The organism is Rhizobium sp. N621 (assembly GCF_001664325.1).
In the GTDB taxonomy this organism is placed as follows: Bacteria; Pseudomonadota; Alphaproteobacteria; order Rhizobiales; family Rhizobiaceae; genus Rhizobium; species Rhizobium esperanzae.
Window position 1 is genome coordinate 1,971,590 of record NZ_CP013495.1, and the last position, 22,591, is coordinate 1,994,180.

The 22,591-nt window shown below is 60.4% G+C and carries 22 protein-coding genes; 18 read left to right on the plus strand and 4 right to left on the minus strand.

All coding sequences use genetic code 11. From position 1 onward, the window contains the following. The first annotated feature begins 11 nt into the window (after positions 1 to 11). From cysE to clpA, 5 genes are all read left to right on the plus strand, one after another. Entirely contained in the window at positions 12 to 845 is an 834-nt protein-coding gene (gene cysE, locus AMK00_RS09630; RefSeq protein WP_064709189.1) for a serine O-acetyltransferase, read from the plus strand. 136 nt (positions 846 to 981) lie between these two features. After that, positions 982 to 1,185: a DUF3126 family protein gene (locus AMK00_RS09635; protein ID WP_011425185.1), complete on the plus strand. Its 204-nt coding sequence runs from the start codon at positions 982 to 984 to the stop codon at positions 1,183 to 1,185. Positions 1,186 to 1,457: 272 nt separating this feature from the next. After that, a complete protein-coding gene (locus tag AMK00_RS09640) occupies positions 1,458 to 1,829 on the plus strand; it encodes a phasin family protein (RefSeq protein WP_064802255.1) in 372 nt (123 codons plus the stop codon). A 277-nt stretch (positions 1,830 to 2,106) separates the two neighbouring features. Beyond that, positions 2,107 to 2,460: an ATP-dependent Clp protease adapter ClpS gene (gene clpS / locus AMK00_RS09645; RefSeq protein WP_008526939.1), complete on the plus strand. Its 354-nt coding sequence runs from the start codon at positions 2,107 to 2,109 to the stop codon at positions 2,458 to 2,460. 10 nt (positions 2,461 to 2,470) lie between these two features. Then, positions 2,471 to 4,960, plus strand: coding sequence for an ATP-dependent Clp protease ATP-binding subunit ClpA (gene clpA, locus AMK00_RS09650; protein ID WP_064802257.1), 2,490 nt, complete (start codon positions 2,471 to 2,473; stop codon positions 4,958 to 4,960). Between the two features lie 75 nt (positions 4,961 to 5,035). On the opposite strand, the gene AMK00_RS09655 is transcribed toward clpA, so the two are convergent. The 4 genes from AMK00_RS09655 to AMK00_RS09670 all read right to left on the minus strand — a co-directional run bounded on the left by AMK00_RS09655 (position 5,036) and on the right by AMK00_RS09670 (position 7,968). Continuing rightward, positions 5,036 to 5,461, minus strand: a complete 426-nt coding sequence (locus AMK00_RS09655; protein ID WP_064802258.1) for an HIT family protein — start codon at positions 5,459 to 5,461, stop codon at positions 5,036 to 5,038. A gap of 54 nt (positions 5,462 to 5,515) precedes the next feature. Continuing rightward, entirely contained in the window at positions 5,516 to 6,706 is a 1,191-nt protein-coding gene (locus tag AMK00_RS09660; RefSeq protein ID WP_064810236.1) for a GNAT family N-acetyltransferase, read from the minus strand. 78 nt (positions 6,707 to 6,784) lie between these two features. Beyond that, positions 6,785 to 7,501: a glycerophosphodiester phosphodiesterase gene (locus tag AMK00_RS09665; RefSeq protein ID WP_064802261.1), complete on the minus strand. Its 717-nt coding sequence runs from the start codon at positions 7,499 to 7,501 to the stop codon at positions 6,785 to 6,787. Next, the gene (locus tag AMK00_RS09670) at positions 7,498 to 7,968 is read right to left on the minus strand and encodes a RidA family protein (protein WP_064810237.1); all 471 of its coding nucleotides are present in this window, start codon (positions 7,966 to 7,968) and stop codon (positions 7,498 to 7,500) included. The genes AMK00_RS09665 and AMK00_RS09670 overlap by 4 nt, the downstream gene beginning before the upstream one ends. 136 nt (positions 7,969 to 8,104) lie before the next feature. On the opposite strand from AMK00_RS09670, the gene AMK00_RS09675 reads away from it, so the two are divergent. The 13 genes from AMK00_RS09675 to bamA all read left to right on the plus strand — a co-directional run bounded on the left by AMK00_RS09675 (position 8,105) and on the right by bamA (position 22,543). Further along, positions 8,105 to 8,941 carry a cell envelope integrity EipB family protein gene (locus AMK00_RS09675; RefSeq protein WP_064802264.1) on the plus strand — a complete coding sequence of 279 codons (837 nt, stop codon included), beginning with the start codon at positions 8,105 to 8,107 and terminating at the stop codon, positions 8,939 to 8,941. 197 nt (positions 8,942 to 9,138) lie between these two features. Next, complete coding sequence (locus AMK00_RS09680) at positions 9,139 to 10,215, plus strand: toxic anion resistance protein (RefSeq protein WP_064802266.1); 1,077 nt, start codon at positions 9,139 to 9,141, stop codon at positions 10,213 to 10,215. 14 nt (positions 10,216 to 10,229) lie between these two features. Then, the gene (locus AMK00_RS09685) at positions 10,230 to 11,798 is read left to right on the plus strand and encodes a substrate-binding domain-containing protein (protein ID WP_064811683.1); all 1,569 of its coding nucleotides are present in this window, start codon (positions 10,230 to 10,232) and stop codon (positions 11,796 to 11,798) included. 7 nt (positions 11,799 to 11,805) lie between these two features. Continuing rightward, a complete protein-coding gene (locus AMK00_RS09690) occupies positions 11,806 to 12,423 on the plus strand; it encodes a 5-bromo-4-chloroindolyl phosphate hydrolysis family protein (protein WP_064810238.1) in 618 nt (205 codons plus the stop codon). Beyond that, positions 12,423 to 13,529, plus strand: a complete 1,107-nt coding sequence (locus tag AMK00_RS09695) for a substrate-binding domain-containing protein (protein ID WP_064810239.1) — start codon at positions 12,423 to 12,425, stop codon at positions 13,527 to 13,529. Before AMK00_RS09690 ends, AMK00_RS09695 begins: the two co-directional genes overlap by 1 nt. Positions 13,530 to 13,761: 232 nt before the next feature. Then, a complete protein-coding gene (gene rpsB, locus AMK00_RS09700) occupies positions 13,762 to 14,529 on the plus strand; it encodes a 30S ribosomal protein S2 (RefSeq protein WP_003573382.1) in 768 nt (255 codons plus the stop codon). Positions 14,530 to 14,766: 237 nt separating this feature from the next. After that, positions 14,767 to 15,693 (plus strand): translation elongation factor Ts, encoded by a 927-nt coding sequence (gene tsf, locus AMK00_RS09705; protein WP_064810240.1) that lies wholly within the window; start codon positions 14,767 to 14,769, stop codon positions 15,691 to 15,693. Positions 15,694 to 15,788: 95 nt separating this feature from the next. Next, positions 15,789 to 16,511 carry a UMP kinase gene (gene pyrH / locus AMK00_RS09710; protein WP_011425194.1) on the plus strand — a complete coding sequence of 241 codons (723 nt, stop codon included), beginning with the start codon at positions 15,789 to 15,791 and terminating at the stop codon, positions 16,509 to 16,511. Positions 16,512 to 16,674: 163 nt separating this feature from the next. Then, positions 16,675 to 17,235: a ribosome recycling factor gene (gene frr, locus AMK00_RS09715; RefSeq protein WP_004678618.1), complete on the plus strand. Its 561-nt coding sequence runs from the start codon at positions 16,675 to 16,677 to the stop codon at positions 17,233 to 17,235. Positions 17,236 to 17,272: 37 nt separating this feature from the next. Continuing rightward, the gene (locus tag AMK00_RS09720) at positions 17,273 to 18,016 is read left to right on the plus strand and encodes an isoprenyl transferase (protein ID WP_064802274.1); all 744 of its coding nucleotides are present in this window, start codon (positions 17,273 to 17,275) and stop codon (positions 18,014 to 18,016) included. After that, positions 18,016 to 18,846, plus strand: a complete 831-nt coding sequence (locus AMK00_RS09725; protein WP_064810241.1) for a phosphatidate cytidylyltransferase — start codon at positions 18,016 to 18,018, stop codon at positions 18,844 to 18,846. The genes AMK00_RS09720 and AMK00_RS09725 overlap by 1 nt, the downstream gene beginning before the upstream one ends. Before the next feature lie 27 nt (positions 18,847 to 18,873). After that, positions 18,874 to 20,001 (plus strand): RIP metalloprotease RseP, encoded by a 1,128-nt coding sequence (gene rseP, locus AMK00_RS09730; protein WP_064802281.1) that lies wholly within the window; start codon positions 18,874 to 18,876, stop codon positions 19,999 to 20,001. A 202-nt stretch (positions 20,002 to 20,203) separates the two neighbouring features. Beyond that, on the plus strand, positions 20,204 to 22,543 hold the full coding sequence (gene bamA / locus AMK00_RS09735) for an outer membrane protein assembly factor BamA (RefSeq protein ID WP_064810242.1): 2,340 nt from the start codon (positions 20,204 to 20,206) through the stop codon (positions 22,541 to 22,543). The last annotated feature ends 48 nt before the right edge of the window (positions 22,544 to 22,591 follow it).

Consider the following 22,591-nt stretch of genomic DNA (forward strand, 5'->3'; position numbering starts at 1 on the left):
GGAGAGCGGCGATGGTCGCCAAGACAGATATCCGTGCTTTTGAGACCGGCCATCCGCTGAAAGTGATGGATCCCATCTGGGACAGCCTGCGCGAGGAAGCACGGATCGCGGCCGAAAAGGATCCGGTTCTCGCCGCCTTCCTCTACTCGACGGTTATCAATTACCATTCGCTTGAGGAATGCGTCATCCACCGCATCTGCGAACGTCTCGATCATCCGGATATGCAGGCGAACCTGCTGCGTCAGACCTTCGAGGAAATGCTGCTCGACTGGCCGGAGTGGAGCTCGATCCTGCGCGTCGATATCCAGGCAATCTACGACCGCGATCCCGCCTGCCTGCGCTTCATGGAAGCGGTGCTTTATTTCAAGGGCTTTCATGCGCTGCAGACGCATCGTCTCGCCCACTGGCTGTTGAACCGTGGCCGGCGTGATTTCGCGCTGTACCTGCAGAGCCGCTCCTCCAGCGTCTTCCAGACCGACATCAATCCGGCCGCGCGTATCGGCAAGGGCATCTTCCTCGATCACGCCACCGGCCTCGTCGTCGGCGAGACGGCCGTCATCGGCGACAATGTCTCGATCTTGCACGGCGTGACGCTCGGCGGCACCGGCAAGGAGGGCGCCGATCGCCACCCGAAGATCGGCAGCGGCGTCATGATCGGCGCCGGCGCCAAGATCCTCGGCAATATCGAGATCGGCTACTGCTCGCGCGTCGCCGCTGGCTCTGTCGTGCTGAAGGCGGTGCCCCCCAAGAAGACGGTCGCAGGCGTGCCGGCCAAGGTCGTCGGCGAGGCCGGTTGTTCCGAACCGTCGCGCAACATGGACCAGGTGATCGGCGCCGATATCTGAGCGCCTGTTCGAAAGGAAAGGAAAACCGGCAGGAACCGAGCGGGGACAGCCACTGCCCAAGCAGCAGCCCGCCTTTACACCGCTGCTTTTCCTGTGCAAGAAGCGGCCAATCAAGACCGCTTACGGAGATGACAGAGTGAAGCCTGAAGAAATCAAGAAGCTCGACGCCTATTTCAAGCGCATGTTCAACCCGCAGATCATCGTCAAGGCGCGTCCGCGCAAGAACGATTCCGCGGAAGTGTATCTCGGCGAAGAATTTCTGGGCGTCGTCTATGTCGACGACGAAGACGGCGATCGCTCCTACAACTTTTCGATGGCGATCCTCGACGTCGATCTTTGATCGCGCATGAGAACTTGAAGTGGACCGGGCGGCGCATCCGCCCGGTCTTTTTTGTTTTTTTTGCTGCCGAATCAAATTTTTTTTAAAACGCGTGGTTGTGGCATTGTGATATATATTAGCAAAAACCGTTAAAGAGGTACGTTCACAGGCGCGCCCGCTTTGTCTTATCACTGTAGCGCAACCTGGAGATGTTTTGCGCCGCACAAGACTACTTGACTATTTGTGCGTTGCGGCTACCCTGCCGCCATCCAACAGCCCAACGGAGGACGGCCATGTTCAACTTTGACGAAGCAAACAGGAAGAGCAAGGAAGCCGTCGATACGGCGTTGAGAACCTATTCCGATACGGCGAGGGGCTTTCAGGCAATCGCCGCCGAAGCTGCTGATTATTCGAAGAAGTCCTTTCAGGATGCGGTGACGCATTTCGAAACGCTGGCCGGGGCAAAGAGCTTCGAGGCCGTGTTCGAACTGCAGACCAGCTACGTCAAGTCCAGCTATGAGAGCTTCGTTTCCGAAGCCACCAAGCTCGGCGAAATGTACGCCGATCTCGCCAAGTCTGCCTATAAGCCTTACGAGGCTCCGATCGCCGCTGCCGTCGCCAAGACGGGCAGGCAGGCGCCGGCGGCAACGCCTGCCGCCGCATGAGTTGATTGCGCCGGCGCAACCTGCGCGACATATTGAAATACCGGGACCGGCTACGCATCTGTAGCCGGTCTTTTTTGTTTCCACCTTCGCCACAGCGTCCGCTCGGATCGGCCCCGGGGACTTTTTTGGTCTTTCCCGTGCATGCCGGCATTTCTTGATTGCAGTGTCTGACAGGGGGCTTAAAATCGGCCCATTATGAACTAAGTTAGTGTTTCAGATATTCGGCGGGAAAAGCACCCTCCCATGCTCCGCCGGATTGATCGAGGAATGAATGACAATGATCGCAAAGCCGATCCGGATGCAGAACGACAGCGAAAGGAACGGGGACAACGGAAATCGCGGAACCTCGGTCATCACGCGCACCAAGCCAAAGACCAAGAAGCCCAACCTCTATCGCGTGCTGCTTTTGAATGACGATTATACGCCCATGGAATTCGTCATTCATATTCTGGAGCGTTTTTTTCAGAAGGACCGTGAAAGTGCCACCCGCATCATGCTCCATGTCCACAATCACGGCGTCGGCGAGTGCGGAATATTCACATACGAGGTAGCGGAAACGAAGGTCAGCCAGGTGATGGACTTCGCCCGGCAGCACCAGCATCCGCTGCAATGCGTCATGGAAAAGAAGTGAGGATCTGAACGTGCCAACATTTTCGCCTAGCTTAGAGAAGGCGCTCCATCAGGCACTGACCTTTGCCAACGAGCGGCATCATGAATATGCGACGCTCGAGCATTTGCTGCTCGCACTGATCGACGACGCCGATGCGGCCGCGGTCATGGGCGCCTGCAATGTCGATCTCGATGCGCTGCGCAAGACGCTCGTCGAATATGTCGATAACGAACTTTCCAATCTGATCACGGGTTACGACGAGGATTCGAAGCCGACCTCCGGCTTCCAGCGCGTCATCCAGCGGGCCGTTATCCATGTGCAGTCATCTGGCCGCGAGGAAGTGACCGGCGCCAACGTGCTCGTTGCGATCTTCGCCGAGCGCGAAAGCCATGCCGCCTATTTCCTGCAGGAGCAGGAGATGACCCGCTACGATGCCGTCAACTACATCTCCCACGGCATCGGCAAGCGGCCGGGCGCGTCGGAGACCCGCACTCCGCGCGGCGCCGAGGAAGAGGCCGAGAGCAAGCCGACGGCGCGCGGCGGCGAGGAAGAGGGCGGGCCCAAGAAGCAGCAGGATGCGCTTAAAGCCTATTGCGTCAATCTCAATGAGAAGGCCAAGGGCGGCAAGATCGACCCGCTGATCGGCCGTCATGCCGAGGTCAGCCGCACCATCCAGATCCTGTGCCGCCGTTCGAAAAATAATCCGCTCTACGTCGGTGATCCCGGGGTCGGCAAGACGGCGATCGCCGAAGGTCTTGCCAAGCGCATCGTCGAAGGCAAGGTTCCCGAGGCGCTCGCCGATGCTACGATCTTCTCGCTCGACATGGGCACGCTGCTTGCCGGCACACGCTACCGCGGCGATTTCGAGGAACGTCTGAAGCAGGTCGTCAAGGAGCTGGAAGAATATCCGGGCGCCGTCCTCTTCATCGACGAGATCCATACAGTGATCGGCGCCGGCGCCACCTCGGGCGGGGCGATGGATGCATCGAACCTCTTGAAGCCGGCCCTGTCGTCGGGCGCCATCCGCTGCATCGGTTCGACCACCTACAAGGAATACCGCCAGTTCTTCGAGAAGGACCGGGCGCTGGTGCGTCGTTTCCAGAAGATCGACGTCAGCGAGCCGTCGATCAATGATGCGATCGAGATCATGAAGGGCCTGAAGCCCTATTTCGAAGAGTATCACCACCTGCGCTATTCGAACGATGCCATCAAGTCGGCCGTCGAACTCTCGGCCCGCTACATCTCCGACCGCAAGCTGCCTGATAAGGCGATCGACGTGATCGACGAAACGGGTGCGGCCCAGATGCTGTTGCCGCCGTCGAAGCGCCGCAAGCTGATCACCGAAAAGGAGATCGAGGCGACGATCGCGACGATGGCCCGCATTCCGCCGAAGACCGTCTCCAAGGACGACGAGGCGGTGCTTGCCAATCTCGAGCAGGAACTGCGTTCGGTGGTCTACGGACAGGACATCGCGATCGAAGCGCTTTCGACCTCGATCAAGCTGGCGCGTGCCGGCCTGCGCGAGCCGAACAAGCCGATCGGCGCCTATGTCTTCTCCGGTCCGACCGGTGTGGGCAAGACCGAGGTGGCAAAGCAGCTGGCTGCGTCGCTCGGCGTCGAGCTCCTGCGCTTCGACATGTCGGAATATATGGAGCGGCACACGGTCTCGCGTTTGCTCGGCGCACCTCCCGGCTATGTCGGCTTCGACCAGGGCGGTCTCCTGACCGATGGCGTCGATCAGCATCCCCATTGCGTGGTCCTGCTCGACGAAATCGAGAAGGCGCATCCGGATATCTACAATATCCTGCTGCAGGTTATGGACCACGGCACGCTGACCGACCATAACGGCAAGAAGATCGACTTCCGCAACGTCATCCTGATCATGACGACGAATGCGGGCGCCTCCGAAATGGCCAAGGCCGCGATCGGCTTCGGCTCGTCCAAGCGCACCGGCGAGGACGAGGAAGCGCTGACCCGTCTCTTCACGCCGGAATTCCGCAACCGTCTCGACGCGATCATTCCGTTCGCGGCGCTGCCGACGGCGGTCATTCACAAGGTCGTGCAGAAGTTCATCATGCAGCTGGAGGCCCAGCTTTCCGAAAGGAATGTCACCTTCGACCTGCACGAGGATGCGATCGCCTGGCTCGCAGAAAAGGGTTACGACGAGAAGATGGGCGCCCGCCCGCTGGCCCGGGTGATCCAGGACACGATCAAGAAGCCGCTCGCCAACGAAATCCTCTTCGGCAAGCTGAAGAAGGGCGGCGTCGTCAACGTCACCGTCGGCCCGAAGGAAGACGGCAAGCCCGGTATCCTGCTGGAAGCCATTCCGGATACGGCGCCGATCAAGCCGAAGCCGGAAGCCGAGGTCGTGCATCCCGAAGCCGACGACGAGGATGATGGCGAGCTGAAAACGAAGACGGCCCGCAAGACCCGCGCCAAGACGGTCCCGCAGGCCGAGCCCGAGGTCCGCGACGCCCCCAAGAAGGGAAGCACGGTTCCCAAGGTTCCGCGCAAGAAGTGAGACCTCGTCACCGAATTAAAAAAGGCCGCGTCACCCGCGGCCTTTTTTGCTTCCCCTCGTCGGCAGAGATCCGTGTTACGCCAGGGCCGCCCGGATCTTTTCGGCATGGGCGGCAAGCACAGCGCCGTCTTCCATCTTGCCGGAATGCGGCCTGAGGGCCACGCCCTCATGGCGGGGAATGATATGGAAATGCAGATGGAACACCGTTTGTCCAGCCGCCGGTTCGTTGAACTGGGCGATGAACACGCCATCGGCGTCGAAAACTTCCTGGACCGCCCGGGCGACCTTTTGAACGACGGTAATGGCATGGACGAGGGTGGCGGGATCGGCATCGAGGATATTGCGCGAAGGCGCCTTCGGAACGACGAGCACGTGGCCCGGCGCTTGCGGCATCACATCCATGAACGCCACCGTATGCTGGTCCTCGAAGATTCGGTGCGAGGGAATTTCGCCGCGCAGGATCTTGGCGAAGATATTGTTGTCGTCATAGGCGCTGGTCATCGCAAAATCTCCTCACGTTCCATTTGATCGGGTAGCGCGCTCGCCGGGGCCGCGTCAATCCTCCTGCTGACGCTCACCCTTGCGAAAGGGGCTGTGCTCACTCAGCAATTCACTCATCTGTTCGACATCGGCGCGCTCGCGCGCGAGATAATCGCCGATCGCGCGGCGCAGCCCGGCATGGGCGACATAATGGGCGGAATGCGTCGTCACCGGCAGGTAGCCGCGAGCGAGCTTATGTTCGCCCTGGGCGCCGGCCTCGACCCGTTTCAACCCCTTCGCCAGGGCGAAGTCGATCGCCTGGTGATAGCAGACCTCGAAATGCAGAAACGGGTGGTCCTCGATGCAGCCCCAGTGACGGCCGTAGAGCGTATCGCCGCCGATGAAATTGATCGCGCCGGCGATATAGCGCCCGTCGCGCTTGGCCATGACGAGCAGGATATCGTCGGCCATGCGCTCGCCGATCAGCGAGTAGAATTTGCGGGTGAGATAGGGCCGGCCCCATTTGCGGCCGCCGGTATCCATGTAGAATTTGAAGAACTGGTCCCAGATCCGCTCCGTCAGATCGCGCCCCGTCAGCCAGTCGATGCTGATGCCGTTTTCGAGCGCGGCGCGGCGCTCCTTGCGCAATGCCTTGCGTTTGCGCGAAGCGAGCGTTTCGAGGAACTCGTCATGATTGGCATAGCCGTCGTTGATGAAATGGAACTGCTGGTCGGTGCGGTGCAGATAGCCATCCATCTCGAAGACGCCGATCTCTTCATCAGGCACGAAGGTAATATGCGCCGAGGAGATGCCGAGCCGGCGCACGACCTCTTTGAGGCTTTCGGCGATCGCGCTCTGGATCGGCAGCCGCTGCAACCCTTCGGCGACGAGAAGACGCGGGCCGATCGCGGGTGTAAATGGAATCGAGCACTGCAGCTTGGGATAATAACGCCCGCCGGCCCGCTCGAAGGCGTCGGCCCAGCCGTGGTCGAAGACATATTCGCCCTGGCTGTGGCTCTTGAGGTAGCCGGGCAGGGCGCCGATCAGCTCGCCACCATCTGTTTCGAGTAACAGATGGTGGCCGAGCCAACCGGTTTCGGCCGTGGCCGAGCCGGATTCTTCCAGCGACGATAAAAAGGCGTGCGAAACGAAAGGATTATAGGCGAGCGTGCTGCAAGCTTTCGACGCCCCGGAAAGCCTGGACCAGCTCTCCGGGGAAATCGCGGTGAAGGAGCGTTCTACGCGAATGGACAATTCATCGGTCATGCGGCGGATGCGAAGCCTGTGGGAGGAGGGTTTCGGCTCTGTTTCAGTCTGCGCATGATCTTGGCCAAAAAGCGAGCGTCAAACCGCACGCGGGTCGAAACCTTCAAAGGTCATCTGGTCTGCATTGGCGAAAGTGCGCCGGCGCGCCTCTTCGTCACGCACCGTCCAGGTCATCACCGGAATGCCCTTGTCGCGTTCGCCCGTGATGAAGGCATTCGGCAGGTCGTCATAATAATAGGAGATGAAGTCGAGACCGATCTCCATTGCCTTGGCATGGGTCTCAAACTCTTCCGGCGTGTTGCCATTGGCGGTCAGCCCGAGCGGGTAGGGCGAGCCAAGCGCCTTCAGATCGCGCAACAGCCAATGGTCGAAGCTCATCAGCGCGACCTTGCCCTCATAGCCTTCGAGCACTTCGAGCACGGATTCGGCAAAGCCTTCGTCGTCGGCCTCACGGCCCTTCAGCTCCAGCACCAGCGGAACCTTGCCCTTGACGAGGTCAAGGAGCTGGCGGAGCGTCGGCACCTTGTCTCCCGTGCCGCCGACGGCGATCAGCCCGAGTTCCCGGGAGGTACGCTCGCGGACGTCGCCGTTCAGATTGCACAGACGCTGAAGATCCTCGTCGTGAAAGATGATCGGCACGCCGTCGGAGGCGTAATGCAGGTCGCATTCGATCGCAAAGCCGGCTTCGACAGCGCGCGAGAAGGCCGAAAGCGTATTTTCCCAGACAAGCTTATTCAGGTCGTGATAGCCGCGATGGGCGACCGGCACGTCCTTGATCCAGTCCGCATTGGTCATTCTGCGATTTCCATGATAGCGTCGATCTCGACGGCGGCGTTCAGCGGCAGAGCGGCCATGCCGACGGCGGCGCGAGCATGTTTGCCCGCCTCGCCGAGCACGCCGGCAATCAGGTTCGACGCGCCGTTGATGACGAGATGCTGCTCGACAAAGTCGGGCGCCGAGGCGACGAATCCGTTCAGCTTTATGACGCGCCGGATGCGGCCGAGGTCGCCGCCGAGCGCAGCTTTTGCCTGGGCGAGGATGTTGATGGCGCAGAGCTCGGCGCCGCGCTGGCCGCTCGCAACGTCGACCGTTTTGCCGAGATGGCCGGATACGGCGACTTTGCCGCCGTCGAGCGGCAGTTGCCCGGAGATATAGAGAAGATTGCCGCTGATGACATAGGGAACGTAATTTGCGGCAGGTGCTGCGGCTTCGGGCAGGGTTATCCCCATCTCAGTCAGGCGCTCTGCAATTTTGTCGGACATTTTCGTCTCCGCTTTTGTTGTCAATGTTTCAAAAATTATGCATCAAGACTAGAATCTTTATTATGACAGCTTCGAGCCTCGATTTGGCCGAAAGAGTTCATATAACATCGCGGCTGAGTCCAACAGGAGTGAATGAATGTTCCGATCGTCGCTTGCCGCTCTGCTTCTTGCCAGCGTATCCGCCAATGCATGGGCGGGTGCGCCTGCGGCAAGCGCTGCGATCGCGACCGGTCTCGTCGCCCATCGCGCGGTCTACGATCTGGAATTGAAGGATGCGTCGGACCGCTCCGGCATCGCCTCGATGTACGGCCGCATGGTCTATGAATTCGACGGCAGCTATTGCCAGGGCTTCACCACCAATTTCCGCTTCGTGACGCAGATCGACACCGGCGACAGCGTGCGCGTCAGCGATCAGCAGACAAAGACCTTCGAGAACCTGAAGGACCGCAAGTTTACCTTTGACACCAAATCCTTCACCGACGACCAGCTCGACAAGGAGGTCAACGGAGCGGCCGAGAATCAGGCCAATGGCGTCAAGGTCGATCTCAAGCAGCCGGCGAGCCGTGAGCTGCAGCTTGGCGAAAGCCGCTTTCCGACAGAACATATGCTCGATGTGATCCAGAACGCCAAGGAGGGAAAACGTTTCTTCGAAGCCCGCGTTTTCGATGGTTCCGATGACGGCGATAAGTCGCTGGTGACGACGACGATCGTCGGCAAGCAGGAAACGCCCGCTGCCGAGGAGGCCGATGCCGGCAATGCCGGCGCCTTCTCGAAGACGGCCTTCTGGCCGGTGACCATCGCCTATTTCAACGAGAATGCAAAATCGGATTCGCTGCCGGTCTATCGCATGTCGTTCAAGCTTTACGAGAACGGCATCACCCGCGACCTGACGATGGATTATGGCGATTTTGTCCTGACCGGGAAGCTCGCCAAGCTCGAGCTGCTGGATCACAAGGCTGAGGTCTGCAAGTAGGCCGCGGTTTCTCCGCTGTCATAAAACTGTATCATAAAGTTCATTATTGTGTCGGCGACCAGCGATGATTGAGTCGCCTTCTGTCGTCCTGCTCTTGTGATCGGTGCGACTCCAGCGGCCAGTCCAATGCGACGGGGCCTGCAGTTGCGAAATAGGCCTCCAGACCATCACGCGCCGCAAGCCTGGAAAGCCTCACTATGGCCGATACCGATCTCGCGACTGTACAGAACGCCGCCCTGCCGGTTGTCGCCGCCGATCCGGCGGAAGTTGCCCGCATTTCCGATAGTATCGATATCACCGATCGAGCCGGCATTTCGGTCTACGGCGACCGCGCCCAGCAGGCTGTCAGCGATTATGCCGACAGGATCCTGCGCGAGGTCCGCAACAAGGATCTCGGCGAGGTCGGTCGCCTGCTGACCGACATCATCCTCAAGTCGAAGAGCCTCGATCCGGCATCGCTGAAAGACAAGGGCTTCCTCAGCCGCATGTTCCTCTCCGCAAAAGCGCGGCTCGAACGCTTTAAGCAGGAGTTCGAGGACGTCGCCGGCCAGATCGACCGGATCGGCCTGGAGCTCGACCGTCACAAGGACACGCTGAGGCGCGACATCGCGCTGCTCGACGACCTGCATGAGGAAACCAGGCAATCGATCACGCGGCTCGATTCTTATGTTGAGGCCGGCAAAACCTTCGCCGAACGTTTCCGCAGCGTCGACCTGCCGAAGCTGAAGGCGCAAGCCGAAGCGGCGACGACCGGCCCGGGCGGCGGCATGCTGGAGGCGCAGACCTATCAGGACAGCTTGCAGGCGCTTGATCGGCTGGAAAAACGGGTCTTCTACCTGCAGCAGGCGCGTCAGCTCGGCATTCAGCAATTGCCGCAAATCCGCATCGTTCAGGCAGGCGACGAGACGCTGATCGAGAACCTGCAGGCGACGTCTGCGCTGACGGTGCCGGCATGGAAGCAGAAGATGGTGATTCTGCTTGGCCTGACGCGGCAGAAATCGGCGCTCGACCTGCAGAAGGCGGTAACGGACGCCACCAACGACATGATCCGCCAGGCATCAGAGATGATGAAGGGCCAGGCGATATCAATCGAGCAGCAGTCGCAGCGCGGCATCGTTGATATCGACACCCTCGCCAAGGCGAACAGGGATCTGATCGATACTATCTCAGGCGTGCTTCGGGTTCAGGAGGAGGGACGTCGGAAGCGGGCGCTCGCCGAGCAGCAGATGGAGCAGATGACGATCGAGCTCAAGAAGGCGATGACTGAGGCGTGATCGACAGGATGACGATGCGAGCGCTGCTCTCAGGTCTGGCACTTCTTGCCGCTCTGGCCCTTGCCGGCTGCAATCCCTTCGACCAAGGGCCGGAGTTCTCCATCGTATCAGGCTCGGAGAACACCGTCCTGCAGCCGATCGTCGAGGAATTCTGCAAGCAGAAGAACGCCACCTGCACCTTCAAATACGAAGGCACGCTCGATATCGGCCTGGCGCTGCAGAGCGACCAGGGCGTCGCACAGGATGCTGTCTGGCCGGCCTCCAGCGTCTGGGTCGACATGTTCGACACCAGGCGCCGCGTCAAGAACTTGACCTCGATCGCGCAGACGCCCGTGGTATTGGGGGTGCGCAGGTCGAAGGCCGAGGAACTCGGCTGGGTCGGCAGGGAGGTGTTCACGAAGGACATTCTGGCTGCCGTTCAGAGCGGATCGCTGAAATTCCTGATGACTTCGGCGACGCAATCCAATTCCGGCGCCAGCGCCTATCTCGCCATGCTGTCGAGCGCGCTCGGTAACAAGCCGGTGATCGAGCCCGGCGATCTCGATGACAAGAACGTCCAGGACAGCGTCAGGGCGCTGCTTTCAGGCGTCGTGCGCTCTTCCGGCTCATCGGGCTGGCTTGCCGATCTCTATGTCGATTCCGCCGGCAAGGGCACCGTCTACGACGCGATGTGGAATTACGAGGCGGTGCTGAAGGAAACCAACGACAAGCTGGCCGCCCTGTCGCGGGAGCCGCTTTACGCGATCTATCCGGCCGATGGTGTCGCCATGGCGGATTCGCCGATCGGTTTCGTCGATCATGGCCGCGGGCCCGAAGTCCAGAGCTTCTTCAACGATCTGCTTGCCTATTTGAGCTCAGGCCCCGTGCAGCAGCGCATCGCCGATACCGGCCGGCGCATCCCGCTGACCGGCGTTGCCGCCAAGCCGGAGCCGAAGTGGAATTTCGATCCCACCCGGCTGGTGACGGCAATCCGCATGCCGGAGCCCGGCGTCATCCGCCAGGCGCTCACCCTTTACCAGGCGGCGCTGCGCAAACCGTCTCTGACGGCGCTCTGCCTCGATTTTTCCGGCTCGATGCAGGGTAATGGCGAGGACCAGTTGCAGAAGGCGATGCGTTTCCTGCTGACGCCAGATGAGGCGAGCAAGGTGCTGGTGCAATGGTCACCCGCCGACCAGATCATCGTCATTCCCTTCGACGGCAGCGTGCGCAACGCCTTCATGGCAAGCGGAAACCCGCTGGAGCAGGAAGGCTTGCTGAAGGAGATTTCGCTGCAAAGAGCGGGCGGCGGCACTGATATGTATGCCTGCGCCGAACGGGCTCTGCAGCAGATCGCCGGAACCGACAAGCTCTCGACTTATCTGCCTGCCATCGTCATCATGACCGACGGCAAGTCAGACGATCGAAGCCAGGCCTTCATAAGCGAATGGAACGCGACCGAGCCGCACGTGCCGATCTTCGGCATCACATTCGGCGACGCCGACAAGACCCAGCTTGACAGCCTTGCCAAGCTGACCTCGGCGCGCGTGTTCGACGGCGGTTCCGATCTCCCGACCGCCTTCCGCACCGCGCGCGGCTATAATTAGGACGAGCATGCACAATTGGCTCGGCAATGATGGCAACTGGATCGTGGCGGGACTGGCCGCGGCGATCACCGTGCCGCTGTTGAGTCTTGCCGCCGGCATGCCCTTCTGGATCGCCGCCATCATCGCCCTTCTGATCTTTGCCGGGCTCGTCATTCTGCTCGCGCCGCGCCGGCTGTTCGAAGGTGTCGATCTCAAGCGCATCGGCAGCGGGCGGGTCGCCTTTGCCCGCGATCTGTTGGAGACGGCCGTTCCCTTTGCGCAACGGCTGGAGACCGCCGCTGACGCGATCGTTGACAAGCCTGCGGCCGGGGCTGCCCGGCATCTTGCCGAAATCGCCGCCGATGTCTTTCGCAAGGTCGAGGCCAAGCCCGAAAGCGCCAACGCCGTTCGCCGGTTTCTCTCCTATTATCTGCCGCGTGCCGCCGAGGTGGCGGAAGGTTTTGCCGTGATAGAAGCCAAGCGTGTTCCAGATCCGAAGCAATTGGGGGAGGTGCGCGGCGTTCTGGTGAAGCTCGAGGAGGCGTTTATTCATTACGCCGACAGCTTGGTCGACGAGGAACTTGGCACGCTCGACACCGACCTGCGCCTCATCCAGGCATCGCTCAAAGAGGATATTGGACGCTGATGGCCCTTTCTCGTCGCGCCTTCGGAGTGGGGTTGCTTGGAGCCGGCATCGTCGGCACCGGCGGTTATTTCGCTGTCCGGGACCGGCCGGAATTGCAGGGCCTGCTTGGCGCCCGCACGACGTTCTTCGGCTTCGTCGGCGGCGAAAAGGAGGCCTTCGTCGCCGACCTCAACGTGATCAAAGCGCTTGGCGCATACGGGTTGACGATGGACAGCCGCGTCGCCGGCTCCGTCGAGATGGTGCGCGAACAGGCGCTGCTGTCGCAGCATCCGCAATTCCTCTGGCCGTCCTCCTCGATCATGGTCGATATCGCCAGACAGAACGGGATCGGTGTCCGCAACGACCGCGTCGTACTGAACACGCCGATCGTCGTCTATTCCTGGCAACCGGTGGTCGATGGGCTGACGAAGGCGGGGTTGGTAACGGTCACGAAGGACGGCCACCATCAGCTCGATCTCAAGGCGCTGCTCGACGCGATCCTGGCCGGCGCCGACTGGTCGAAACTGGGTGTCAACTCGCTCTATGGCCGCGCCCGCATCGTCTCGACCGATCCCAACCGCTCCAATTCCTGCTTCATGTTTGCCGGCCTCGTGCTGAGCCTTTTTAGCGGCAATGTCGCGACATCGGCTGATCTTTCCGCATCAGGCGGCAAGGTCCAGGCGATCTTCCGCAATATGGGCTTCAAGTCGCCGTCATCAGGCAAGCTTTTCGAGCAGTATCTGGCAGGCGGCCTCGGCGGCGAACCGATGATCGTCGGCTACGAGAATCAGCTGGTCGAATGGATCCTCGCCGATCCAGAACGCTGGGACCGCATCAAGACGAGCGCAAGCGCGAAGCCGGTCGTGCTCTATCCGCGCCCGACCGTTTACTCCTCGCATCCGCTGATCGTCGTTGATGAAAATGCCAATCGGCTGATCGAGGCGCTGATCAGCCCGCGGTTGCAGGAACTCGCCTGGACGCGACACGGCTTCCGCGGTCCGCTGGGGACGCCGACCGGAAACGCCGACAGCGCAATCGCCAGCCTGCTGCCCGCCGAGATCGACGCCGTCCTGCCGATGCCCGACGCCGGCGTCATGCTGGCGCTGCTGCCGACGCTGGCAAGCTGAGCGGCGCGTTTTAAGGGCAGGGCAGTCGGCCGGAAGTTCGGCATGATCCTTGTTTTTAGGCCAAATGGAATGTTTTCCTTGCTTTTATGCCGAACCGAATGTATGGGCACCGGCATTCCACACGTAAGGCTTGGGATCGTCCGGGAGAAATCCGGGCTGTTCCGCCGGTGGCATTCTCGAAGAGGGTGCTGTTCGTCTTGCGGAGGTTCAACCGGAAAAGGAGTAACAAGGCATGGCATTGCCTGATTTTTCTATGCGTCAGCTTCTTGAAGCAGGCGTCCACTTCGGCCACCAGACCCATCGCTGGAACCCGAAGATGAAGCCGTATATCTTCGGCGATCGCAACAACATTCACATCATCGATCTGGCCCAGACGGTTCCGATGCTGTCGCGCGCTCTTCAGGTCGTCAGCGACACCGTCGCCCGCGGCGGCCGCGTTCTCTTCGTCGGTACCAAGCGCCAGGCGTCCGAGATCATCGCCGACAGCGCCAAGCGCTCGGCACAGTACTACGTCAACTCGCGCTGGCTCGGCGGCATGATGACGAACTGGAAGACGATCTCCAACTCGATCCAGCGCCTGCGCAAGCTCGACGAGATCCTCAACGGCGAAGCCCAGGGCTTCACCAAGAAGGAACGCCTCAACCTCGAGCGCGAGCGTGAAAAGCTCGACAAGGCTCTCGGCGGTATTCGCGATATGGGCGGCACGCCCGACCTGATGTTCATCATCGACACCAACAAGGAAAAGATCGCGATCGACGAGGCCAAGCGCCTCGGCATCCCGGTCGTCGCCATCATCGATTCGAACTGCGATCCGGACCTGATCGACTATCCGATCCCGGGCAACGACGACGCATCGCGCGCCATCGCCCTGTACTGCGAGCTGATCTCCCGCGCTGCCATCGACGGCATTGCGCGCCAGCAGAGCTCTTCCGGCCGTGATCTCGGCGCATCTTCCGAAGTTCCGGTCGAGCCGGCTCTCGAGGAAGCAGCCGAAGGCTGATGAAGGCGGGCGGAGACAAAACTCCGTCGAAGCTTGCATAGACTGGGAAGGCCGCTCGCGACTCATCGAAGTTCGGCGGCCTTACCTGTTTCAAGGCGGAGGCGTCAGGCGCTCCGCCAGTAAAGTTTCGTTATGGCGCGTCTTCATCACGCTGTCATACATACAGGTACATTTCGTGCCTCAATCCGGTGTCGCGCCGCTTTGCGGTCCACCGTTTGAACCGACAAGAGGAAGATAATGAGCGAGATTACGGCTGCAATGGTGAAGGAACTGCGCGAAAAGACAGGCGCAGGCATGATGGACTGCAAGAAGGCTCTTGCTGAAACCAGCGGCGACATGGAAGCGGCGATCGACTGGCTGCGCGCCAAAGGCATCGCCAAGGCCGACAAGAAGTCGGGCCGCACCGCCGCTGAAGGCCTCGTGGGCGTTTCGAGCCAAGGCACGAAGGCCGTCGTCGTCGAAGTCAACTCCGAAACCGACTTCGTCGCCCGTAACGATGCCTTCCAGGATCTCGTCCGCGGCATCGCCAAGGTCGCCGTTTCCACTGACGGCACGGTCGACGCCGTGGCTGCCGCGACCTATCCGGCATCCGGCAAGTCCGTTTCCGACACGATCAAGGATGCGATCGCAACGATCGGCGAAAACATGAACCTGCGCCGTTCGATTGCTCTCTCCGTCGAGGACGGCGTCGTCGCCACCTATATCCACAATGCGGTTTCCGACGGCCTCGGCAAGCTCGGCGTTCTCGTCGCCCTGAAGTCGACCGGTGACAAAGAAGCCCTGAACGCAATCGGCCGCCAGGTCGCCATGCACATTGCAGCGACCGCGCCGCTGGCGATCCGCCCGGAAGAAGTCGATGCTGCCGTCGCCGAACGCGAACGCAACGTCTTCATCGAGCAGTCGCGCGCTTCGGGCAAGCCCGACAACATCATCGAAAAGATGGTCGACGGCCGCATGCGCAAGTTCTTCGAGGAAGTCGCTCTTCTCTCGCAGTCTTTCGTCATCAATCCGGATCTCACCGTTGCAGCCGCTATCAAGGAAGCTGAAAAGGCCGTCGGCGCCCCGATCGAAGTTGCCGGCATGGCACGTCTCCTGCTCGGCGAAGGCGTCGAGAAGGAAGAGACCGATTTCGCAGCTGAAGTTGCGGCTGCCGTCAAGGGTTGATCTTTCAGCCATAATTGGGAAAACGCCAGGGCATCGCGTGACAACGCGGTGCCCTTCGTGTATCGGGCATTCACGGCAATTTACGAGGAGCCAAGATGTCTTTAGAGCCTGTCTATAAACGCGTGCTGCTCAAGGCTTCCGGCGAAGCGCTCATGGGTGCCCAGGGTTTCGGGATCGATGTCACGGTGGCGGATCGCATTGCATCCGATATCGCCGAGGCAAGGCATATGGGCGTGGAAGTCGGCGTCGTCGTCGGTGGCGGCAATATCTTCCGTGGTGTCGCAGTCGCATCCAAAGGTGGTGACCGGGTGACCGGCGACCATATGGGCATGCTCGGCACCATCATCAACGCGCTGGCGCTCGCAACCTCGCTGCGCAAGCTGAACATCGATACGGTGGTGCTTTCGGCCATCTCCATGCCGGAAATCTGCGAGAGTTTCTCGCAGCGAGCGACCCTTTATCATCTGTCGATGGGACGCGTGGTGATCTTTGCCGGCGGCACCGGCAATCCTTTCTTCACCACCGATTCCGCCGCCGCGCTGCGCGCCGCCGAAATGGGCGCGCAAGCGATCTTCAAGGGCACGCAGGTGGACGGCATCTACACCGCCGACCCGAAGAAATATCCCGATGCGACCCGCTTCGACCGCCTGACGCACCAGGAAGTGCTGGACAGGGGGCTTGCGGTGATGGACGTTGCCGCCGTGGCGCTTGCCAGGGAAAATTCCATTCCGATCATCGTCTTCTCGATCCACGAGAAGGGTGGTTTTGCTGAAATCTTGACGGGCGGTGGCCTCAAGACCATCGTCTCCGACAACTGATACAAGCCGCGCCGCGGTTTCGGCGCAGCCCTCGCTAGAACATGATTGAGCTTTAGGTCCGGTTGGCCTGAAATCTGAAACATGTTCTACATTAAAGAATTAGAGCCTGAGACGTTCCGAAAACCGCTGACTTTTCGGCATCGCTCTAAACGGGAGCATCAACATGAGTGAAGGTATCGATATCAAGGAACTGAAGCGCCGGATGGACGGCGCGGTCTCCGCATTCAAGAGCGACATCGCATCGCTGCGCACCGGCCGTGCTTCGGCCAACATCCTCGATCCGGTCACGATCGAGGCCTATGGTTCGCGCGTGCCCTTGAATCAGGTCGCCAACATCACCGTGCCCGAGCCGCGCATGCTGACGGTTTCCGTCTGGGACAAGTCGATGGTCAGCGCCGTCGAACGCGGCATCCGCGAATCCAATCTCGGCCTCAACCCGATCGTCGACGGCCAGAGCCTGCGCATTCCGCTGCCGGAATTGAACGAGGAGCGCCGCAAGTCGCTCGTCAAGGTGGCGCACGACTATGCCGAAAAGAGCAAGGTCGCGATTCGCCATGTCCGCCGTGACGGCATGGACGGCCTCAAGAAAGCCGAAAAGGACGGTGTAATCGGCCAGGACGAGAGCCGTGCGCAATCCGAACGCGTACAGAAGATGACGGACGAGACGATTTCCGAAATCGACCGCTTGCTTGGCGAGAAGGAAAAGGAAATCATGCAGGTCTAGTGGACCTGTGCCTTTGCCTGGAAAGACCGGACGGGAAATGTCGGAATCTGTATTTGTGACTGTGCCAGAGCATGTTGCCATCATCATGGACGGCAATGGCCGTTGGGCCAAGCAGCGCGGCTTGCCGCGCACGATGGGCCATCGCAAGGGCGTCGAGGCGGTCCGCGAGACAGTACGCGCCGCCGGCGCGGCCGGCATAAAATATCTCACCCTCTTCGCCTTCTCCTCGGAGAACTGGCGCCGGCCCGAAGCCGAGGTTTCCGATCTGCTCGGTCTGCTCAAGGCTTTCATTCGTCGCGACCTTGCCGAGCTTCATCGCCAGAATGTACGCATCAAGGTGATCGGCGACCGCCACAGCCTGCGCAGCGACATTCTCGGCCTGCTGCTTGAGGCGGAGGAGACCACCAGGAACAACACGGCGTTGACGCTGGTCATCGCCTTCAATTACGGCTCGCGTGATGAAATCTCGCGCGCCGTGGTGAGTCTCGCGAGGGATGTCGAGTCCGGCCGCCTGCGGGCACAGGACATCACCCCCGCGCTGATCAACGCCCGTCTCGACACGGCCGGCATCCCGGATCCGGATCTCATCATCCGCACCAGCGGCGAGGAACGGCTTTCCAACTTCCTGCTTTGGCAGGCCGCCTATTCGGAATTCATCTTCATCCCGGAATATTGGCCCGATTTCAGTCCGGAGATTTTCCGCTCCGCGCTGGAAAAATTCGCCTCCCGCGACCGGCGCTTCGGTGGCCTGTCATCGCAGGCAGCCGCGGTCGGCACCTGATGCAGAGGGAATTGAAGCTCCGCATCGTTTCAGGATTGATTCTCGCGGTCATCGTTCTTGTCGCCACCTGGTATGGCGGCCTTGCCTTTCGCACCTTGGCCGTGGTGATCGGTCTGCTGATCTACTATGAATGGTCTAAGATAACCGGCATTGCGCGGGATTGGGTGGCCAATGTGGTCGGTTGGATCGGCGAAGCGGCGATCGCCTTCCTCGTGCTTGTCGGCAATTTCGAATTCGCCGCCGGCATGCTGGCCGGCGTCACCGCCGTCGGCATAGCCCTGATCATCCTGCACGGCACGAGTCGCTGGCTGCCGGTCGGCCTCTTCTATGCCGGCGCCACAGGCCTGGCGCTCGCCGCGATCAGAGGCAACGACCAGCCCGGTCTTTACGCCATGCTTTTCGTCTTTGCCGTCGTCTGGGCGACCGATATCCTCGCCTATTTCGTCGGCAGGGCGCTCCGCGGACCGAAGCTTGCCCCGTCGATCTCGCCGGGAAAGACATGGTCTGGCGCTATCGGCGGCGCCGTTTTCGCGGTCGCAGCCGGCGTCCTTCTCGCCCATTTCCTCCTTCCGGGCGCCGAAGTCGTCGCCGCCGGCGTGGCGCTCATCCTGTCAGTCTGCAGCCAGTCGGGCGATCTTTTCGAATCCTTCATCAAGCGAAAATTCGGCGTCAAGGATTCGAGCCGTCTCATTCCGGGCCATGGCGGCGTCATGGACCGCGTCGACGGACTGATTTTCGCCTGTTTTGCTGCGTTCTTGCTTGCTGTATCATTTTCCCTGATAAAGGGAGCTGGCATGACGTCGCTCGGAGCGGCATTATTTGGCCTCTGATGACGCGGTAGCCCGACGGAAGGAACCATGGACGTGATGACCGGCATATACGCATTTGTGATGGGGAATATCGTCACCTTCATCCTGGTGCTCTCGCTGCTCGTCTTCGTGCATGAGATGGGCCATTACCTTGTCGGGCGCTGGAGCGGAATCCGTATCCTTGCCTTTTCGGTCGGCTTTGGTCCCGAGCTATTCGGCTTCACCGACCGCCATGGAACACGCTGGAAGATCTCCGTAATCCCGCTTGGCGGTTACGTCCGCTTCTTCGGCGACGAGGATGCGTCGAGCAAACCGGACAGCGACAAGCTCGCCGCCATGTCCGAGGAGGAGAGGGCACGCTCCTTTGCCGGTGCCAAGCTGTGGAAACGTGCCGCGACCGTCGCAGCAGGTCCGATCGCCAATTTTCTGCTGGCGATCGCCATCTTTACTGTTCTCTTCACCGTCTATGGCCGCATGATCGCCGACCCGGTCGTTGCCGAGGTCAAGCCGGAGAGCTCGGCGGCCGCCGCCGGCATCCTTCCCGGCGACCTCCTGGTTGCCATCGATGGCGGCAAGGTCGAGACGTTTGAAGATGTGCGCCGCTATGTCGGCATGCGCCCCGGCCAAAGGATTGTCGTTACAGTCGAGCGCGGCGGCCAGAAGCTTGATGTGCCGATGGTGCCGCAGCGCGTCGACCAGACCGATCAGTTCGGCAACAAGATGGAAGTCGGTCAGATCGGCATCGCTACCGACAAGAACTCCGGCAATTTCCGGCTGCAGACCTACACTCCGCTCCAGGCGCTGCGTGAGGGCGTGATCGCCAGCGGGCAAATCGTCACGGACACCTTCAAATATATCGGCAACATCTTCAGCGGATCGATGCGGGCCGATCAGCTGGGCGGACCGATCCGTGTGGCGCAGGCTACCGGCCAGATGGCGAAGCTTGGCCTGGGGGCAGTGTTGCAGCTTGCTGCGGTGCTGTCGGTTTCGATAGGATTGCTTAACCTGATGCCGGTTCCGGTACTTGATGGCGGCCACCTGATGTTCTATGCGGTGGAAGCGGTCAGAGGAAAACCGCTGGGTGCCAAGGCACAGGAAATTGCATTTCGTATAGGCCTGGCAATGATATTGACATTGATGGTTTTCACGACCTGGAACGACATCAGCCTGAGCTGAAGGTAAACGCGTAAGGCAAGGGAATTACTATTTATTTACGATGTTTCAAGGCTGTAGTGGCGAATGGGTCACGCTTGGAAATGAAGTAAACAGAAATTAACGCCCTCCCTTGCTTGTATGTCAAAAGCGGGTAAAACGACACACGTGACCGGAATCGGGTTCTCCCGGGGACGGGGACGAGGGAAAAAAGGTAATAGGTGAAATGAAGGCTGGTTCAAAGTTTTTGAACGCAGTATCGGCGGTTGCGCTGTCTGCTAGTGTTGTTGCTTCGGGCGCAGGTGCTTTGACGTTCGTTTCCGCTACGGCCGCCGAGGCCGCGGTCATCCAGCGCATTGATGTGCGTGGCGCAAGCCGCGTCGGCGCGGAAGCCGTCCGGTCGAACCTCACCATCACGCCCGGCAAGAGTTTCTCGAACACTGATATCGATAACTCGGTCAAACAGCTTTACGGCACGGGCTACTTCTCCGATGTGAAGATTTCGGTTTCCGGCGGCACGCTCGTCGTCAACGTCCAGGAGGCTCAGCTCGTCAATCAGGTGGTCTTCAACGGCAACCGCAAGATCAAGGACGACAAGCTCGCGACGATCGTCCAGACGCATGCTGCCGGTCCTTACAGCGACACGCAGATCCAGTCCGACATCCAGGCGATCAAGGATGCCTATGCCGCCACCGGCCGCAGCGAAGTCGAGGTGACGACGCAGGTGGTGCCGCTCGGCGAAGGCCGCGTCAATCTCGCCTTTGTCATCAACGAGGGCGATCGCACCAAGATCGATTCGATCAATTTCGTCGGCAACAACGCCTATAGCGCCGGCCGCCTTGCTGCCGTAATTCAGACAAAGCGTTCGAACTTCCTTTCGTTCCTGACCCGCAAGGACGTCTACAACGAAGACAAGCTCCACGCAGACGAAGAAGCGCTGCGCCAGTTCTATTACAATCGCGGCTATGCCGACATGCGCATCGTCTCTTCCGATGCCAGCTTTGACGAGGCGACCAACAAATACACGCTCACCTTCAATATCGAGGAGGGCCAGCGCTACAATTTCGGACCGGTGACCGTGCAGTCCACCGTCGAGGGCGTCGGCTCGGATCAGCTGCTGCCGCTGGTGCGCACGAAAGAAGGCCACCTCTACAGCGCCAAGGAAGTTCAGAAGTCGATCGAAGCGATTTCCGATCAGGTGGCCTCCGCCGGTTATCCCTTTGCGCGCGTCACGCCGCGCGGTAACCGCGACCTCAACAACAACACGATCGGCGTCGAATATCTCGTCGACCAGGGCGAGCGCGCCTATGTTGAGCGCATCGAGATCCGCGGCAACAGCCGTACGCGCGATTACGTCATCCGCCGCGAATTCGACATGAGCGAAGGCGACGCCTTCAATCAGCAGATGATCACCAAGGCCAAGCGCCGCCTGGAAGCGCTCGGTTACTTCTCTTCCGTCAATATCTCCACGCAGCCGGGCAGCTCCCCGGACCGCGTCGTGGTGGTGGTCGACGTGCAGGATCAGTCGACCGGTTCGTTCGGTGTCGGCGCGGGTTATGCCGCTGGCGGCGACGGTCTGCTGCTCGAAGCATCGATCGAAGAAAAGAACTTCCTTGGTCGCGGTCAGTACATCCGCATCTCGGCCGGCGGCGGCCAGGAAGGATCGCGCGCCTATGGCGTCAGCTTCACCGAACCCTATTTCCTCGGCTACCGCCTGGCGGCGGGCTTCGACGTCAACCACAGCGAGACGTCGAGCAACGACAATTACGACTATGAGGAAACCAGCGTCGTTCTGCGCGTCACGGCGCCGATCACCGAAGATCTGGCGACGACTTTCCGCTATAACTACAAGCAGATGAAGTACGACGCTGACAACAGCGATCTTTCCGATCTGTCCGCTCCGTATCAGCACCTGGTTGAGGACAGCCCGTGGACACGTTCTTCCGTCTCGCAGACGCTGACCTACAACACGCTCGATGACACGGTTCTGCCGCGCGAAGGCATCTATGCGACGGCGACGCAGGAAATTGCCGGCCTCGGGGGCGACTCGCAGTTCTACAAGATCTACGGCAAGGCCCGCTACTACCACCTGCTCGCCGACGATGCCGATATCATCGGTTCGGTTTCGGCTTCGGCAGGTTATGTCGTCGGGTTCGGTGAGCACCTGAATGTCTTCGACCAGTTCACGCTGACCAATGGCGACATTCGCGGCTTCGAGAACAAGGGTATCGGCCCGCGCGTCAGGGGTGACAACGACGATCCGCTGGGCGGTACAACATACTTCACCGCATCGGCCGAAGCGACTTTCCCGATGCCGGGCTTCCCGCGCGACTTCAACCTGCGCGGCGCGGTCTTCGCCGACGCCGGCACGTTGTTCGGCAATGACGTTGACCTGAGGGGCGACGGCATTGAGGGCGAAGACGCCTCGCTGCGCGCTTCCGTCGGTGTCGGTGTCGTTTGGCAGTCTCCTTTCGGTTCATTGCGTCTGGATTACGCAATCCCGGTCCTCAAGGAAGACTTCGACAAGACGCAAAACTTCAAGTTTGGCATCAACAACCAATTCTGATATCGGCAGTCCGGAACTGTAAGACTCAATTCCGTTCTGGAGCGTTGC